16 protein-coding genes are annotated in these 14,360 nt (G+C 69.5%); 9 read left to right on the top strand and 7 right to left on the bottom strand.

Annotation, left to right across the window (positions count from 1 at the left end; genetic code table 11):
• Positions 1 to 526: 526 nt before the first annotated feature.
• Both NMN56_RS24450 and NMN56_RS24445 read left to right on the top strand, forming a co-directional pair.
• Positions 527 to 1,021 carry a flavin reductase family protein gene (locus NMN56_RS24450; RefSeq protein ID WP_274043346.1) on the top strand — a complete coding sequence of 165 codons (495 nt, stop codon included), beginning with the start codon at positions 527 to 529 and terminating at the stop codon, positions 1,019 to 1,021.
• 93 nt (positions 1,022 to 1,114) lie between these two features.
• A complete protein-coding gene (locus NMN56_RS24445; RefSeq protein WP_274043347.1) occupies positions 1,115 to 2,329 on the top strand; it encodes an acyl-CoA dehydrogenase family protein in 1,215 nt (404 codons plus the stop codon).
• Here NMN56_RS24445 and NMN56_RS24440 read toward each other — a convergent pair.
• From NMN56_RS24440 to NMN56_RS24430, 3 genes are all read right to left on the bottom strand, one after another.
• Positions 2,278 to 3,237, bottom strand: a complete 960-nt coding sequence (locus NMN56_RS24440; protein ID WP_274043348.1) for a hypothetical protein — start codon at positions 3,235 to 3,237, stop codon at positions 2,278 to 2,280. The genes NMN56_RS24445 and NMN56_RS24440 overlap by 52 nt on opposite strands.
• A 26-nt stretch (positions 3,238 to 3,263) precedes the next feature.
• Positions 3,264 to 3,647, bottom strand: coding sequence for a peptidase inhibitor family I36 protein (locus tag NMN56_RS24435; RefSeq protein WP_274043349.1), 384 nt, complete (start codon positions 3,645 to 3,647; stop codon positions 3,264 to 3,266).
• A gap of 304 nt (positions 3,648 to 3,951) precedes the next feature.
• On the bottom strand, positions 3,952 to 5,001 hold the full coding sequence (locus tag NMN56_RS24430) for a zinc-binding dehydrogenase (protein ID WP_274043350.1): 1,050 nt from the start codon (positions 4,999 to 5,001) through the stop codon (positions 3,952 to 3,954).
• Between the two features lie 76 nt (positions 5,002 to 5,077).
• Here NMN56_RS24430 and NMN56_RS24425 point away from each other — a divergent pair, with 76 nt between their 5' ends.
• Positions 5,078 to 5,650 (top strand): TetR/AcrR family transcriptional regulator, encoded by a 573-nt coding sequence (locus NMN56_RS24425; protein ID WP_274043351.1) that lies wholly within the window; start codon positions 5,078 to 5,080, stop codon positions 5,648 to 5,650.
• Between the two features lie 122 nt (positions 5,651 to 5,772).
• Positions 5,773 to 6,639 (top strand): LLM class flavin-dependent oxidoreductase, encoded by an 867-nt coding sequence (locus tag NMN56_RS24420; protein WP_274043352.1) that lies wholly within the window; start codon positions 5,773 to 5,775, stop codon positions 6,637 to 6,639.
• A gap of 127 nt (positions 6,640 to 6,766) precedes the next feature.
• Here the strand turns inward: NMN56_RS24420 and NMN56_RS24415 are convergent, their stop codons facing one another.
• A complete protein-coding gene (locus NMN56_RS24415; RefSeq protein WP_274043353.1) occupies positions 6,767 to 7,339 on the bottom strand; it encodes a TetR/AcrR family transcriptional regulator in 573 nt (190 codons plus the stop codon).
• Positions 7,340 to 7,438: 99 nt separating this feature from the next.
• On the opposite strand from NMN56_RS24415, the gene NMN56_RS24410 reads away from it, so the two are divergent.
• From NMN56_RS24410 to NMN56_RS24395, 4 genes are all read left to right on the top strand, one after another.
• Positions 7,439 to 8,692, top strand: a complete 1,254-nt coding sequence (locus NMN56_RS24410; protein WP_274043354.1) for an MFS transporter — start codon at positions 7,439 to 7,441, stop codon at positions 8,690 to 8,692.
• A 92-nt stretch (positions 8,693 to 8,784) separates the two neighbouring features.
• Positions 8,785 to 9,585: an alpha/beta fold hydrolase gene (locus tag NMN56_RS24405; protein WP_274043355.1), complete on the top strand. Its 801-nt coding sequence runs from the start codon at positions 8,785 to 8,787 to the stop codon at positions 9,583 to 9,585.
• A 137-nt stretch (positions 9,586 to 9,722) separates the two neighbouring features.
• Positions 9,723 to 10,466: a class I SAM-dependent DNA methyltransferase gene (locus tag NMN56_RS24400; protein ID WP_274043356.1), complete on the top strand. Its 744-nt coding sequence runs from the start codon at positions 9,723 to 9,725 to the stop codon at positions 10,464 to 10,466.
• Positions 10,467 to 10,647: 181 nt separating this feature from the next.
• Positions 10,648 to 10,851: a hypothetical protein gene (locus NMN56_RS24395; protein ID WP_274043357.1), complete on the top strand. Its 204-nt coding sequence runs from the start codon at positions 10,648 to 10,650 to the stop codon at positions 10,849 to 10,851.
• On the opposite strand, the gene NMN56_RS24390 is transcribed toward NMN56_RS24395, so the two are convergent.
• Positions 10,832 to 11,203 carry a VOC family protein gene (locus NMN56_RS24390; protein ID WP_274039739.1) on the bottom strand — a complete coding sequence of 124 codons (372 nt, stop codon included), beginning with the start codon at positions 11,201 to 11,203 and terminating at the stop codon, positions 10,832 to 10,834. The genes NMN56_RS24395 and NMN56_RS24390 overlap by 20 nt on opposite strands.
• A gap of 95 nt (positions 11,204 to 11,298) precedes the next feature.
• On the opposite strand from NMN56_RS24390, the gene NMN56_RS24385 reads away from it, so the two are divergent.
• Positions 11,299 to 11,760, top strand: a complete 462-nt coding sequence (locus tag NMN56_RS24385; protein ID WP_274043358.1) for a MarR family winged helix-turn-helix transcriptional regulator — start codon at positions 11,299 to 11,301, stop codon at positions 11,758 to 11,760.
• Positions 11,761 to 12,597: 837 nt separating this feature from the next.
• Here the strand turns inward: NMN56_RS24385 and NMN56_RS24380 are convergent.
• Together NMN56_RS24380 and NMN56_RS24375 are read right to left on the bottom strand one after the other, a co-directional pair.
• Positions 12,598 to 13,398, bottom strand: a complete 801-nt coding sequence (locus NMN56_RS24380) for a hypothetical protein (RefSeq protein ID WP_274043359.1) — start codon at positions 13,396 to 13,398, stop codon at positions 12,598 to 12,600.
• Between the two features lie 536 nt (positions 13,399 to 13,934).
• A partial coding sequence (locus NMN56_RS24375) for an NUDIX domain-containing protein (protein ID WP_283742504.1) occupies positions 13,935 to 14,360 on the bottom strand: 426 nt, incomplete at its 5' end.

Here is a 14,360-nt window from a genome sequence, read left to right as displayed (position 1 = left end):
GCCAGGGGTGCCGGTCGGCGAGCCCGATATGCCGAACGGCAAATTCACGTGCCGGGCAACGAGCCCAACGTGCCGTGCACGAGCCCCACTTGCCGGGCACGGAGCCCAACGCGACGAGCAACGCGACGAGCAACGCGACGAGCAACGAGCCCAACGTGCCTGCCGGGCACGAGCCCCACTTGCCGGACGCCAAGCCCAACGTAACGAACCGCGAACCCAACAGGACAAGCGGCGAACCCAACCTGCCGGGCAACGAGCCCCACGTGACGGGGGTGCCCCCGCCCGGTGACGGTAGACGAGCCCAGTGTCCCGGTCGCGGGGCCGGTCGCGGGGTCGGTCACGGGGTCGGTCACGGCCGGTCGCAGCCCGGGCCGGATCGACGCGGCAGACCAACGGGAGCCGGGAATTCTGAGCCGGCAGACCAAGCAGCCACCCCGGCAGCCGGAGTCTCATGGTGATGTCGGCGCGGTGCTCCACCAGGCCACGCAACCCGGCAGACGGACTCCAACACACCAGGAGACGCCCGATGATCGACCGACAGACCTTCGTTGAATTGATGAGCGGGGTGTGCGCCCCGGTCACCGTGGTGACGGCGATGACCGCCGACGGGCAGCCGCACGGCAGCACCGTGTCGAGCTTCGCCTCGCTCTCGCTCGACCCTCCCCTGGTGAGCTTCGCGCTGGACCGCTCCTCGGGGCTGCTGGCCCACCTCCAGCCGGGTGCCCGGGTCGGGGTGAACATCCTCGGCGCCCAACAGCAGGACCTGGCCTCGACTTTCGCGCGTCGACGCCGTGGACCTGGCCTGAAGTTCGACGGCGTCACCTGGACCGTCCGCGCCGGGCTGCCTCACCTGCCCGAATCCGCCGGCTGGACGGCGGGACGCGTCGAACGTCACGTGGACGGCGGTGACCACCTCCTGCTCGTCGTACACGTCGAGGAGGCCGAGTCGACCTCCGCCGCCCCGCTGGTCTACGCACGCCGCGTCTTCGGCACGCATTCCCTTCTCGCTGCCGCGAGCTGACCCGTACCGCCGCCCCGCTCGCACCCACGCAAGACCCGCAGGACCCGCAGGACCCCTGATACCGGCAAGACCCCTGACACCGGAGTGACGACGATGAGCATCATCATGGACGCCCCCCGCACCACCGAGGCCGCGCGCGCACTGCGGGCCGACCTCGTCGAGCGCGCCGCCGGCCTGCGACCGCTGCTCGCCGGCAACGCCGATCTGACCGACCGCGAGCGTGAGGTGCCCCAGGAGAACATCGCCGTCCTGGCCGAGGCCGGTCTGCTCTCGCTGATGCGGCCCGCCCGTTACGGCGGTCTGCAGACCGACTTCCGCACGCTGTTGGAGGTCGGCCGTGAGGTCGGGCGTGCCTGCGGCTCGACGGCCTGGGTGACCTCGCTGCTCAATGCCAACGCGTGGTTCGTCGGCCTCTTCCCCGCCCAGGCCCAGGACGACGTGTGGGCCGACACCCCCGACGCCCGGGTCGCCGGCGTCGTGACCCCCTCCGGTACCGCGCGCGTGGTCGAAGGCGGATACCGGGTGAGCGGGCGCTGGGCCCCCGCCTCCGGGTGCGCCCACGCCGACTGGGCAGTCCTCGGGGTCACCCGGCCGGACGCCGAGGGCACGTCGGACGCCGTCGGCATCGTGCTCGTGCCGATGTCGGAGCTGGCCGTCGAGGACACCTGGTTCGTGGCGGGCATGCGCGGGACCGCGTCGAACACGCTCACCGGCGAGGACCTGTTCGTGCCCGCGCACCGCTTCCACTCCGTCCCCGAGGCCGTCGAGGGCCGCTACGCCACGCCCTTCACGGACGAGGCGCTCTACCAGGCGGCGTTCGTACCGGCCGCCGCACTCGTGTTGACCGGGCCCCAGCTCGGGCTGGCGGCAGCCGCTGTCGACCTCCTGGCGGAGAGGGCCCCGCAACGCCGGTTGACCATGACGAGCTACGCCTCCCAGTCCGAGGCACCCACCACCCAACTCGCCCTCGCGAACGCGGCCTCGCTCGCCGACTCGGCCCAACTGCACGCCTACCGCGCCGCCGCTGACCTCGACGAGGCCGCACGGGCCGGAACGTTCCCCGATTACGACGCCCGGGCACGCATGCGGATGGACGCGGGCATGGCAGCGGTCCACGCACGCGAGGCGGTCCGCCTCGTGTGCTCTGCCCAGGGAGCTGCGAGCTTCGGCGAGTCCAACCCGCTGCAGCGCGTCTGGCGCGACATCGAGACCAGCAGCCGCCACGCCGTCCTCAACCCGGAGGTGGCCGCCGAGATCTACGGGAAGTCCCTGTTCGGCATCCGGGGCACGGTGTCCGTGATGGTGTGAGAGTGCGGACGCTCTTCGCCCGCGGGCGACGGGGGCCGGTCCATGGCTCCGGCCCGCACGGCGCGCTCTCGTGCGGCGGACACGCGGGTGGCGAGGCGGCGCGCGCCGGCGGGCAGGCGGGCCTCCGCCTTGCGCTGCACCGCGCGGACGGCGTTGGCCAGTTCGCTCTTCTCTTGGCAGGCGGCGTCATGTCCGGCGAGTTGGAGTTCCCTGCGTGCCGTGCGGCGCAAGGCGCCTGTGTCCCCCTCTGTCTTGGCAAGCAGTTCCTGGACAGCCCCGCGCGCGGCGTCGGGCGAGGGATACGGTTCGCTCCTGGTCCGCATGCACCGGGCCCAGGCCCGGCGCGCCTCGACGTACCGCGGCGACTTCGTCACCGTCTCGATGGCCTTCGCGTTCATCCCCTCCAGGGTGAGGCGGTCCTTCTCCCAGCGCGGTCCGTAGACCGTGACCTGGCTCCGATAGACGCAGCCGTCGGTGTTGACACGGAGCGAGGGAGCACCGCGGGCGGTGATGATGCGCTCGTGCCGGGCCGTGCCTACGAGCGCGCGTTCCCAGCCGGCCCGCCGTCCGGCGGACCAGCCGCTCGTGAGCCGGGTGTTCGGGTCGGCGCCCGGCGCGGCGAGCGCGGCCGTCGTCAGGCCATAGCCGTCCTGCCGGGCGTCCTCGCGGGTCACCAGCCCGTACGGATTGACGGAGGGCGTCGGGACGGCCGGCACCTCCCGGTACGGGAACCCCTCCCCCCGCATGCACGTGGCGACCGCCCGCTCTTCGGCCTTGTGCAGCACACGTTCCTCGGCGGGCGTCGTCAGGGCGGCGCCGTTCAAGGGGACCGGCAACGGCTGTGGTGCCCGGTGGCCGGGTGCTTCAGAGCACCCGGCCACCGTCAGCAGCGCCAGTGACACGGTCACCACTGTGGTTCTGAAGTGCTTGGGGGTCACGGGCACCAGCGGTTGGAGGCCACGTTCTTGTAGTACGCGGTACCTGTCAGGTCACCTATGCCGTAGCCGCGTCTGATGTCGACGTGACTGCCGCCGTAGCCGGTCTTGCTGTAGATGCGCACGGTGCACTGGGTGCCGCTGTTGGACACCGACAGAGCGTTGTTGAACTTGTTGTACTGGAGCAGGTTGGAATTGTGGCCCGCCACCTCGCCGGGGTCACCCACGTAGTTCTTGCTCAGGTAGCCACAGAGCTTGGTGGCCGGACACGCGGCGACGGTCGCCGAGGTGTCGGTCGCGTTCGCCGGGGCGGCGACCGCGACCGACACCCCGCCCGCCGCCATGGCCAGGGCAGCAGCTGAGGTGAGCAACTTCTTGATCATTGTTCCCCCTTCCGTCGAACAGGTCATATGTCGACTGCGCGCCTCACAGGTTCACGGCAGGTGTCACCGGACGACACGCTTCCGTGCGGAGCGACCGGAACCCGGCGGTGGATGGCCGAAGACCTCCTCCTGACGTGCAGCCGGGACCCGCACCGCCGAATCCACCGTTGCCGAGGTCACGCGCCTGCTCGCGCCGGGTGACGGCCGACACGGAACGTCGCGACACCGGGTCGCGGCCAGTTGCCGACCGCGCTCGCGCGTGGTCTCCGACTCCGTCGCGGGGGGGGGCGCCGCCGGCCGCCCGTCAGGGCCGCATGACGATCTTCCCCACATGCGCCCTGCGGGCGAGTGCCTCCTGTGCCCCGGCGGCCTGGTCCAGTGGGAACGTCGCGGCGACGACGGGCTGCACCGCGGCCTGGCGGGCCAGGTCCATGAGGAGGGCGAAGTGCGTGGGCGTGTGCATCGCGGAGCCGATCACCTGCGCGTTGTGCAGGTAGAGACGGCGCACATCGAAGGTCACGCCGTACCCGCCGAGTGCGCCGGCGATGACCCACCGGCCGCCCTCGCGCAGCAGCGGCAGTCCCTCACCCACCAGGTCCCCCGCGACGACGTCGAGTGCGACGTCGACGCCCTCAGGGGCGGCGGCGCTGACCTGCTCGGCGATGTCCCGTGCGCGGTCGAGGACCGCGTGTGCGCCCGCCTCGCGCACCGCGTCGATCTTGCGTCCGCTGCTGATGGCGAGCACCCGCGCACCGCGCGCACGGGCGATCTGCACCAGCGCGAGGCCGACACCGCCGGACGCCCCGGAGACCAGGACGGTCTCGCCCTCCCGCAGCCGGCCCCGCTCGATCATTCCCAGCGCCGTGCCGTAGGCGGTCGGCAATGTCGCGAGCTGATCGTCCGTGAGCGGGGAGTCCGTCACGTCGTGTACGCGCTCCGCGGGCGCGGTCACATACTCCGCGTAACCGCCGTCGCGTTCGCTCCCCATCAGGCCGACCGGGTTGGCGTCCGGCCCCTCGGCGTCGTAGATCGCCGGATCGACGACCACCCGGCGACCGACAAGGCCCTCGTCCGCACCGGCGCCGACCGCCACGACCCGGCCGGCCACGTCGGCGCCCTGGACGCGCGGGAAGCCGATCGGGCCGCGCCAGCCCGACAGCGCCTTCGGGTCTCCCGGGCGGCCGTAGGCGCCCTCCCGGGTCCACAGGTCGGTATTGTTCAGCGCCACCGCGCTGACCTGGACCAGCGCCTCTCCTGCCTGCAGGGAAGGCACCGGCACCTCCGCGAGCTCAAGGACCTCCGGCCCTCCGTGTTCCGTGATCCGCACCGCACGCATGGTCTCGGGTGCACTCATCGCCTGAACCTCCTCATAGGTATACTGATCTGTGAACCTTGACCCCACCGTACACCGATCAGTGAAGGGATGCTCAATGCAGGAGGCACAGGCCAGGACTCCGGCGGGCCGGCGCATCGTGGCGGCTGCGGAGGAGCTGTTCTACAGCCGCGGAATCACGGCGGTCGGCGTGGATCTGATCGCTGAGCGCTCCGGCACGACCAAGCGGACGCTGTACAACCAGTTCGGTTCGAAGGACCAGCTCGTGGCGGCCTACCTCGCAGAACGTGATCAGCGCTGGCGGTCACTCGTACGCTCCACCGTCGAGACCCGTGACGACCCGGTCGAGGCCGTCACCGCGCCCTTCGTCGCGCTGCGGGACTGGAGCGAGGCCAACACCCGCGGATGCGCGTTCATCAACGCGCTGGCCGAACTGCCGGACCCCTCGCACCCCGCCCATCGCATCGCCGCGGACGAGAAACTCTGGCTGCTGAACCTGTTCACGGAACTCGCCACCGCGGCCGGCTGCTCGGGACCCGCCGCCCTCGCCACCCAGCTCCTCGTGCTGCACGAGGGCGCCCTCGCCACCCAGCCGCTCGCACTCGGCACCCTCGCGGAAAGCACCGGCCTGGCACGAGCACTCGTGCGAGCCGCCGTACCGTCCCGCTGATGAGCCCGCTGATGAGGGACGCCGGGCCGTACGTGCGGAGACCGCCCGCACGTCGTCCTGGACCGCGTCACGCGGCGTCGACTCGGCATCGCCGGCACGCGCCCCCCTGGCACGATGGCCGTATGCGCTGTTCGGTGAACGTGCCCAACTTCGGCGACTTCCAGGACCCGCGCGTCATCGCGGACCTTGCCCGTACAGCGGAACAAGCCGGGTGGGACGCCCTGTGGGTATGGGACCACGTGGTGCACGAGCGGGCACGGGCTCGCGAACTCGCCGACCCATGGGTGTTGTTGACGGCCGCGGCGCTGGCCACGGAGCGGATCAGACTGGGCGCGATGATCACTCCGGTCGCGCGGCGCCGCCCCATCAAACTCGCCAAGGAACTGACCACTCTGGACCGGCTCACCGGTGGGCGCATGGTCTGTGGCGTCGGCCTCGGTGCCCCCATCGCGGACGAGTTCGGCCGGTTCGGCGAGCCGACCGACCCGAGACTGCTGGCCGCCGTGCTCGACGAGGGGCTCGACGCGCTCGCGCTGCTGTGGTCCGGTGAGGCGGTGAGCTACCAGGGCGAGCACATCACCCTCGATGACGTGCTGTGCCTGCCGACGCCGGTGCAACGCCCGCGCATCCCGGTCTGGGTGGCGGGCCGATGGCCGAACAAGGCGCCGATGCGCCGCGCGGCCCGCTGGGACGGGGTGATCCCCCTCTTCACCGGTACGGAGGGCGGTCACGTGCCACCGGCCTCCGAGGTACGTCAGCTCGTCGAGTACATCACCGCGCGCCGTGCGGAGGCGGGCGCGCTTGATCAGCCCTTCGATGTCGTTGTCGGGGGCACCTCTCCGGCGTCGCCTGCCGCGGTCGGCCAGGTGGCGAAGCTCGGTGACGCCGGGGCCACTTGGTGGGACGAACAGATGCCGTTCGACGACCGCGTCGACCAGCTCGAACCCATCCTGCGCCGCGTCGAGTACGGCCCGCCAAGGCCCGCGTGACGAGCCTCTACGGCAGCCAACTCGCCCCAGAGCGCCCGGACACTTCCCACTCCCCCGCAACGGGCCCGGTCCGCTCGTATGGCACGGCGATCCGGCCGTAAGGCATGGCGAGGGGCCCGGTTGGTGTTCAGTCGGGCAGGAGGTGGGTGACGAGGGTGCGGGTCCAGTCGGGGGTGAGGGGCTGGTCGGTGAAGACGGCGCGGTAGTAGAGGGGGGCGAGCAGGGCGTCGGTGGCGTGTTCGACGGTGGGGGTGTGGTGGCCCCGTGCCTGGTCGCGTTCGAGCATGGCCTGGAGCTGTTGTTGGCGTTCTGCGGTGCAGGCGCTCGCGCCCTGTTCGCCGGCGGCGCCGATGGTGGCGCGTACCAGGGGCAGGGTGTCGGGGTCGGTGAGGTCCCTGGCCAGGTCGGACGCGTAGCGTTCCAGGTCGCCGCGCAGGCTTCCGGTGTCGGGTACGACGATGTCGCCGGAGAAGCGGCTGGTGGCCACGTCGGTGAGCAGCTCTCCCACCGAGCCCCAGCGGCGGTAGACCGTGGTGGCGTGCACGCCCGCGTGGGCGGCCACGACCGGGATGGTCAGCGGCTCGCCGCCCTGCTCGGCCAGGAGTTCCCCGACGGCCCGGTGGACGGCCGCGCGGATACGCGCTGAGCGGCCACCGGGGCGGCTGCCGGTACGGGACGGAAGCGAAGCCGGAGTGGACATGCACCCAGTATCGCACTGATCACTGCGCTTTAATTGCAGTGATCAGTGCGTTTGTGTTAGCTTCGCAAGCACTAAAGCACAGATCATTGCGAGGCCCGCATGCCTGTCGAACCCCCTGTCACCGCCGCACAGCGCGCCGGCGGTCCGCGCCGCACGCTGTGGAAGGGCGCCTTCCCCGGCGTGGCCGCCGTCTTCGTCCTCTTCCTGGCCGCCTCCAGCGTGCCGTCCCCGCTCTACGCGCTCTACCAGCAGCAATGGCACTTCGCCGCGTGGGCGCTGACCGTCGTCTTCGCCCTCTACGTGGTCGGCCTGCTGGGCTCGCTGCTCGTCGTCGGAGCGCTGTCCGACCACCTCGGCCGCCGACCGGTGCTCGCCGCGGCGATCGGGCTGGAGATGGTGTCGCTCGTCTTGTTCTTCACCGCCGGGAACGTGTTCCTGCTGGCCGCAGCGCGGGTGCTGCAGGGCATCGCGACCGGCGCTGCGATGACCACCCTGAGCGCCACTCTCGTCGATCTCGAACCGTCACACGCCCGCGGGCGTGCGGGCGTCATCACCTCGGTGTCCCCCATGGCCGGACTCGCTCTCGGTGCACTCGGCAGCGGCGTACTGGTGGAGTTCGGCCCCGCCCCGACCCGGCTGGTCTACGCGATCCTGTTCGGCGCGATGGTGCTGGCCGCGGTGTTCGCCACCCTCATGCCCGAGACCTCGCTCCGCAGGCCGGGAGCCGTCGCCTCCCTGCGCCCGCAGGTGAGGATGCCCGCGCACCTGCGCGCCGACATCGTGCCGGTGGTGCCGGCGATGATCGCCAGCTGGGCACTGGCCGGGATGTACCTCTCACTCGGCCCGTCCGTCGCGGCCCAGCTGCTGGGGCTGCACAGCCATCTCGTCGGCGGCGTCGTCGTGACGCTCCTGGCGGGCACCGGAGCGCTCACGGTCACACTCCTCCGCTCCCGCCCCGTGTCCTCGCTGCTGGCCCCGTCCTCCGCGCTGCTCGCGCTCGGCGTCCTGATATCGCTGGCCGGGATCGCGGAGAACCTCGTCTGGCTCTCCGCCGCCGGCTCCGTCGTCGCGGGTGCCGGCTTCGGCGCCTCCGTGCTGGCGACGTTCGGCACCTTCGCCCGGATCGCCGGGCCGCACGAGCGCAGCTCGGTCTTCGCCCTGGCGAACGTCATCTCCTACCTGGGCAACAGCGTGCCCGCCGTACTCGGAGGAATCGCCGTCACCGCTCTGGGGTTGAGGACAGCCGTCGACATCTACGCCCTGGCGATCGTCGTGATCACCTCCTCCGCGCTCGTCCTGCGCCTCAACCAGATACGGACCAGGCGCCGCACCGTCATGGCCCCCTGCAAGTGAGCCACCGGCAGCGACAGCCGAGCCGGCGACCGGCGTTCCCCTCCCACCCCACCGGCCGACAACGCGTCCCCCGTACCGAGCAAGGAGACACCGTGACGACCGTAGGCAGGACCAGGAAGAACCTTGAGGTTCAGCGACCTGACCACACCGCGATCCGGTACACCGCCAGCGGTCCGGCCGGAGGGCCGACCCTGGCTCTCATCCACGGCTGGGCGTGCGACCGCGGCGACTTCGACGCGGTGACCGACCACCTGCCCGAGAACTACCGCGCCCTCGCCATCGACCTCGCCGAGCACGGCGCTTCACGGTCGGCGCGGGACGTGTGGACCATGGAGGAGTTCGCCCGCGACGTGGCGGCAGTGCTGGAAGCCGAGTCGGTGGGCACGGCGGTGGTTGCCGGGCACTCCCTCGGCGGCGCTGTCGCCGTCGAAGTCGGCCGCCTCCTCCCTGAGACGGTCTCGCATGTGGTCGCACTCGACGCGCTGCACTATCTGTCCCTGTTCCCGGCCCTGAGCGCGGAGCAGACCGAAGCGACGCTGCACTTGTTCCGTGACGACTTCGCCGGAGCGGTTCGGGGTCTCGTCGAGGGAGGGTCACCTGCGGGGACCGACACCGCTCTCATGGACGCGTACTTCGCGAAGATGGCCACGGTGCGGCAGCCAGCGGGTCTGCGTTCCATCGAGGGCCTGGTGCGCTGGGACATGGACGCGGCGCTGCGGGAGACGAGACAGCCGATCACCGTGTTCGCGGTACGTGACCTGCTGGCACGCGAAGCGATCGACCGCTACGGCGACCGCTTCGACATCGTGCCCGTCGACCTGGGCACCCACCACTTCCCGGTGGAGGCTCCCGAAGGCACGGCGAAGCTCCTGGCAGGCGTGAGGACGAAGTAGGGACGGCGTAGGGGCGAGCGGGTGCCGGCTCCCCTCTTCCTGTCGCGACCGCGCCCCTCCCCCTAAACCGTGTGATCGGAGCGGTGGAAGGTAAATCCGTCGACAGTGGCCCTCCGCATCGGGCAACGTGTCCGCCCGTGACGAGCAGTGAAGTGTGGACCCGCGCGACCGCCGACCGCTACGACGCCGAGGAGACCGAGATGTCCTCGGCCTCCGTCCTCGGACCGACTCTCGCCTTCCTCACCGAACTCGCCGGAGACGGGCGGGCATTGGAGTTCGCCATCGGGACCGGACGCGTGGGCGTCCCGCTCCGGGAACGCGGCGTGCCGGTCGTGGGCATCGAACTGTCCGAGGACATGGCAGCGGTGCTGCGGCGCAAGATCGACGAGGAGACGCTCCCGGTAGCGATCGGGGACATGGCCACGACCGTCGTCCCCGGCGGGTTCACCCTGGTCTATCTCGCCTACAACACCATCACGAACCTGCTCACGCAGGACGAACAGGTCGAGTGCTTCCGCAACGCCGCACGTCATCTGGAGCCCGGCGGCCGATTCGTCATCGAACTGGGCGTGCCGCCGCTGCGGTTCCTGCCGCCCGGCCAGGTCGCGGTGCCGTTCGACGTCTCCGAGCACCATCTCGGCTTCGACACCTTCGACCTGGTCGAGCAGATCCTCGTCTCGCACCACTTCACCCGCGACGGCGACGACGGCCGCTACCGCCGCGGCAGCTCCCGGCAGCGGTACGCCTGGCCCGCGGAACTCGACCTGATGGCACGGATCGCTGGGCTCGAACTGGAACGCCGGGTCGCTGACTGGGACGGGGCGCCGTTCACCCAGGACTCCACGAAGCACATCTCCGTGTGGCGCAAGCCGGCGGCCTGAGGCCGACCACCGGGCCGTCACCGTAAGCCGCGCCTGCCTTGAAACCCCTGCCGGGGGTTGGTCATTCAGGCGCCGCCAGCAGACCGGTGCGCATCCGAGGGCGAGTGAGGCTTCGTGGATGGGATGTCCGCCAGGGCCTCCCAGCGGATCCGCGGGCGGCGGAGCCAGTGCAGGTGGGCACATGCCCGCCCCACGCCCCAGCGTCGGGCGCCGCCGCACCGCGGGCCGCTACCCCGACGACCCGAACCTCAAGTCCTCCATCGCCGAACTACGCTGCCGCGGCGCCGGGTTCAGCACCGAGGACGCCGACCGCCCGGCGCTCCTGAACGTCATAAGGACGGGGATGCGGACGACGGCCTTCATGGTCAGCCTCCGTACACGGTGAGCTCGTAGCCCTCGGGGCCGGCGAAGGAAAACTTCGGCCCGAAGGGGCTGTCCTGCAGCTCAGTGACATCTTCCGTGCCCGCCGCCAGGAGCTGCTCGCGCAGCGCCGGGGCGTCGGTTGTCCGCAGCCACAGCACCACGCCCAGGCCGGGGCGTGCGACGTCGTCCAGGTCGACACCGGGCAGCAGCTCCCGGACGGCGAACGGAACCGGGGTGGTCTCGAAGACGACCGCGTGGGCCGGGCCACCGGAGGCCCGCCGCAGCCCGAGCCGTTCCTCGAAGAACGCGGCGGCAGCCGGCACGTCCTTCACCTGCAGGGCGATGAAACCGGGGCCTTCGACGGTAGTGGTCATGGTGACTCCAGGGCTTGGTCTGCCAGAACATTGATGTCAGGGCTTTGACATCCATGAGCGTAGGCACCGAGCCTTCGGTATGTCAAAATACTGACATGGAAGACCGTGCGCCCGTGCCCCCTCCCCACCCAGCCAAGGACGTCACCGAGCACGTGGGATACCGCCTCAAGCAGGCATCCGCCGCCCTACGCGGCGCGATGGACAGGGCCCTGCGCGAACACGACCTCACCGTGCCGCAGTACTCCTGCCTGGAACTCCTCGACCAACAGCCCGGCCTGTCCAACGCCGACCTGGCCCGGGGAACGTTCGTGTCCCGGCAGTCGGCCAACGTCGTCCTGCGCGGCCTCAAGGACGCGGGCCTGATCACCCAGGCGACCAGCACCGACCACGGCCGCGCCCTGCCCGTCCACCTCACCGCAGCCGGACAGCAACGCCTGCACACTGCCCGCGGCGCCGTCTACACCATCGAAGAACGCATGATCAAAAACATCCCCGCACGCCGGCTGACAGCACTCCTGGCCGACCTCGACGCCATGACCGCCGCCCTCGACGGATGACCACATGACGGGCGCCGCACGCGGCACACCGGCAGGATGGCCTCGCCCTTTCCGCAGCCCCTGATACCGGACCGGCCAGGACCGGAGTCGGCAGTCGTCGGCCCGCACCTCGCCGAACTCGCGGAACCCTTCGCCGACTTCCGGGCGCGGCCCGTCCGAGGCGCCGACCGTACTTTCCTGTACATCACGGGGCTTTGCTCTCCATCCCGGGGGCTTCCCTGTCCATCGCGGGCAGCGGTGAAGCACCCCACCGGCGCCGACGCTCACCGCCGGGCCGACAACCCCACCTGCCTCGCCCGGAAGTCTGCGACTGCCTCGATAACACCTCCGGCCGGCGCGGCTGGACACCGGGCACTGTGGCCATCGGCAGCCACGCGAGTCACGAGCCGCGTCGTCTACTCGACGGCCAGTTACCGCGCGTCGTACACATCGGCCTGTACGTCGACATCTAAAGTGCGGGGCCGGGCTACCTGCGAGGTTGACTAGGGAACCTGCTGTGAACTGCGGAAACACCTCTCAGCGCTTCCCGTCGTTCCTAGAGACTTTCCACCAGCATGTGCACCGGGTGTGCACCGGGAGCCCGATTCACTGATGAGGCGTCAGTAGCGTCAATGAGGGCAGCCACCCCGCAGGCGGGGTGGCTGCCCTCATTGTCTTGGCCTACTGCAAATCGTTGTTCGAGACTTGAGGACGCGCCAGCGTGACCCCTGGCCTCATCGGACATGGACACGGCCTCGCGACCGCGTGGGCAATGCGGATCAGGAGAAGCTTCCATAGAGGGTTGCTTGCGGCCTCAATGGCGGTCTTGTTACGAGCTATCCCAGCGAGCCGACAGGATCAGCCTGCCCAGGAATCCTCCACGCGACTTCGGTTGTCTTCCTGGCCTTGCGCAGTCCGGCGGGAGCGAATCTTACGTAGTACCTGCTCTTCGGATTCGCTTAGACCCACATGGTGCACTTCCAGGCCGTCTACCTTGATTGTCTCGATGAGCCGGAATTCAACCAGTTCCTCGATAGTTGCAGGTGCCTCGCTGAAGTAGGTCCTGAGCTTCCTGAGCCGGTCGAAGCCTGGGGCCTCTCCTTGGGTAAGCCGGGCGATGACCTCCGCGAGGTTGATCTTGGGTCCGTCATCGCTCCATGTCTCCGTGTAGCCGCCCTGTGGGAAGTCCCGCTCTGTACAGACGCTTGGATGGTGCCGCACCATGCCGAGGACGTGAGCTTCTACTGTCAGTGCAGCTTCCCGATTCGGCACCTCATGCTGGTCAAGAAGAGTTCCACCCCGCGCTGCATGAGAGGCGATCCTGTCGTTGCGTGCCTCAGTGCTAGTTGCGCCGATCTTGTAGGCGCTGAGCTCGCGGAAGAACATCAGGTAGACGACGTGGATGGCATCCGGGTCCGTGTCTTCGGCGCATCTGAGACAAGGAGCAATGCCAGCCGTGAGGTCTGAGATCGAGATGCGGCGCTCGGCGCCACAGTCGACGCAGTGGGCAGGAACTCGTTCACCGAGTCGTGCATAGCCTTCGTGTGCGCGTTTTAGCCCGTGCACCTCGAAGAAGTCGTCCTGCCAAGGAGAAAGGGGCAGGGAAAAACAGTACAAGCATCGATGATGGCTGGTGACCTTGCTGTTACTAAGGCTCATCGAAGCGCTCCACCTAAGAGTGGAGCCGCAAGTAATGCACTCCACGACTACGAGCGACCAAACATGCTCCATCTGAAGTGCAACACCTGCGGCATCCAACGCCTCACCGTCCGCCCCTCGGACGAGGAAGTCGGTACCTAGGACGATCTGCGCCGCTTGCTCCCGACTGATTTCCCATCTGAGTGGTTCTGCTTTCAGGCCGTCCTCGTATGCCTGGCGGCACGAGCACCACTCGCAATAGCGGTTGCCCTTGTTGCGAATGTCCTCGTAGGCGACTGCCTCGGACTTCTGGCATTCGAGGCATACGCATAGGCGTGCATGTTTCGAGGAGACATACGGCTCGTGAGGCTCCCATCCCAGCTGCTTGTATCGGGCATCGATGCAAAGGATGCACCGTCCCGCTTTGCCTTTCCGGTTAGCGCTACTGTTGATCTTACATTCGGGACATCTTCGGGTTGCTGCCATGTCATCCCTCATACGCAGATCGGGTTGCCCAGGAGGGTATCCATAGTTACTGACAGGGAAGGTGTGTGAGGCTATCGCCAGCCGTCGAGGGAGACCTGTGGCCCGTCGACGAGGTAGCGGTGCAAGGCGCTAGCGGTGGTGTTCACGAAGTCCTTGGGAATCTCGGCGGTGTTGAACCAGCACACCTGGGCGTGCTTGAAGGGCTCCCGGTTCTCGGGCTCGCCGGTCCAGTCGTGGGTGGTGAAGACGACAGTGAAGAAGCCGTTCGGGGCTTCGATGCCGCGGGCGCTGTGGATGAGGTGGGCGACGCGAAGCGACTCGGGCTTCACCGTCAGGCCGGTCTCTTCGTAGAGCTCGCGTACGGCGGTGTCGGTGATGGACTCGCCGGGGTCGTTCTTGCCGACGGGCAGGTCCCATTGCCCCTGGGCGAACTTGGCGTTCGGGCCGCGCTGGAGGAGCAGAACGCGGTTGGTGGCCTTGTCGTGGACGATGACGGC

It is taken from the genome of Streptomyces iconiensis (assembly GCF_028657195.3).
Taxonomy (GTDB): domain Bacteria; phylum Actinomycetota; class Actinomycetes; order Streptomycetales; family Streptomycetaceae; genus Streptomyces; species Streptomyces iconiensis.
This window is presented reverse-complemented; position numbering and strand designations above follow the sequence as displayed.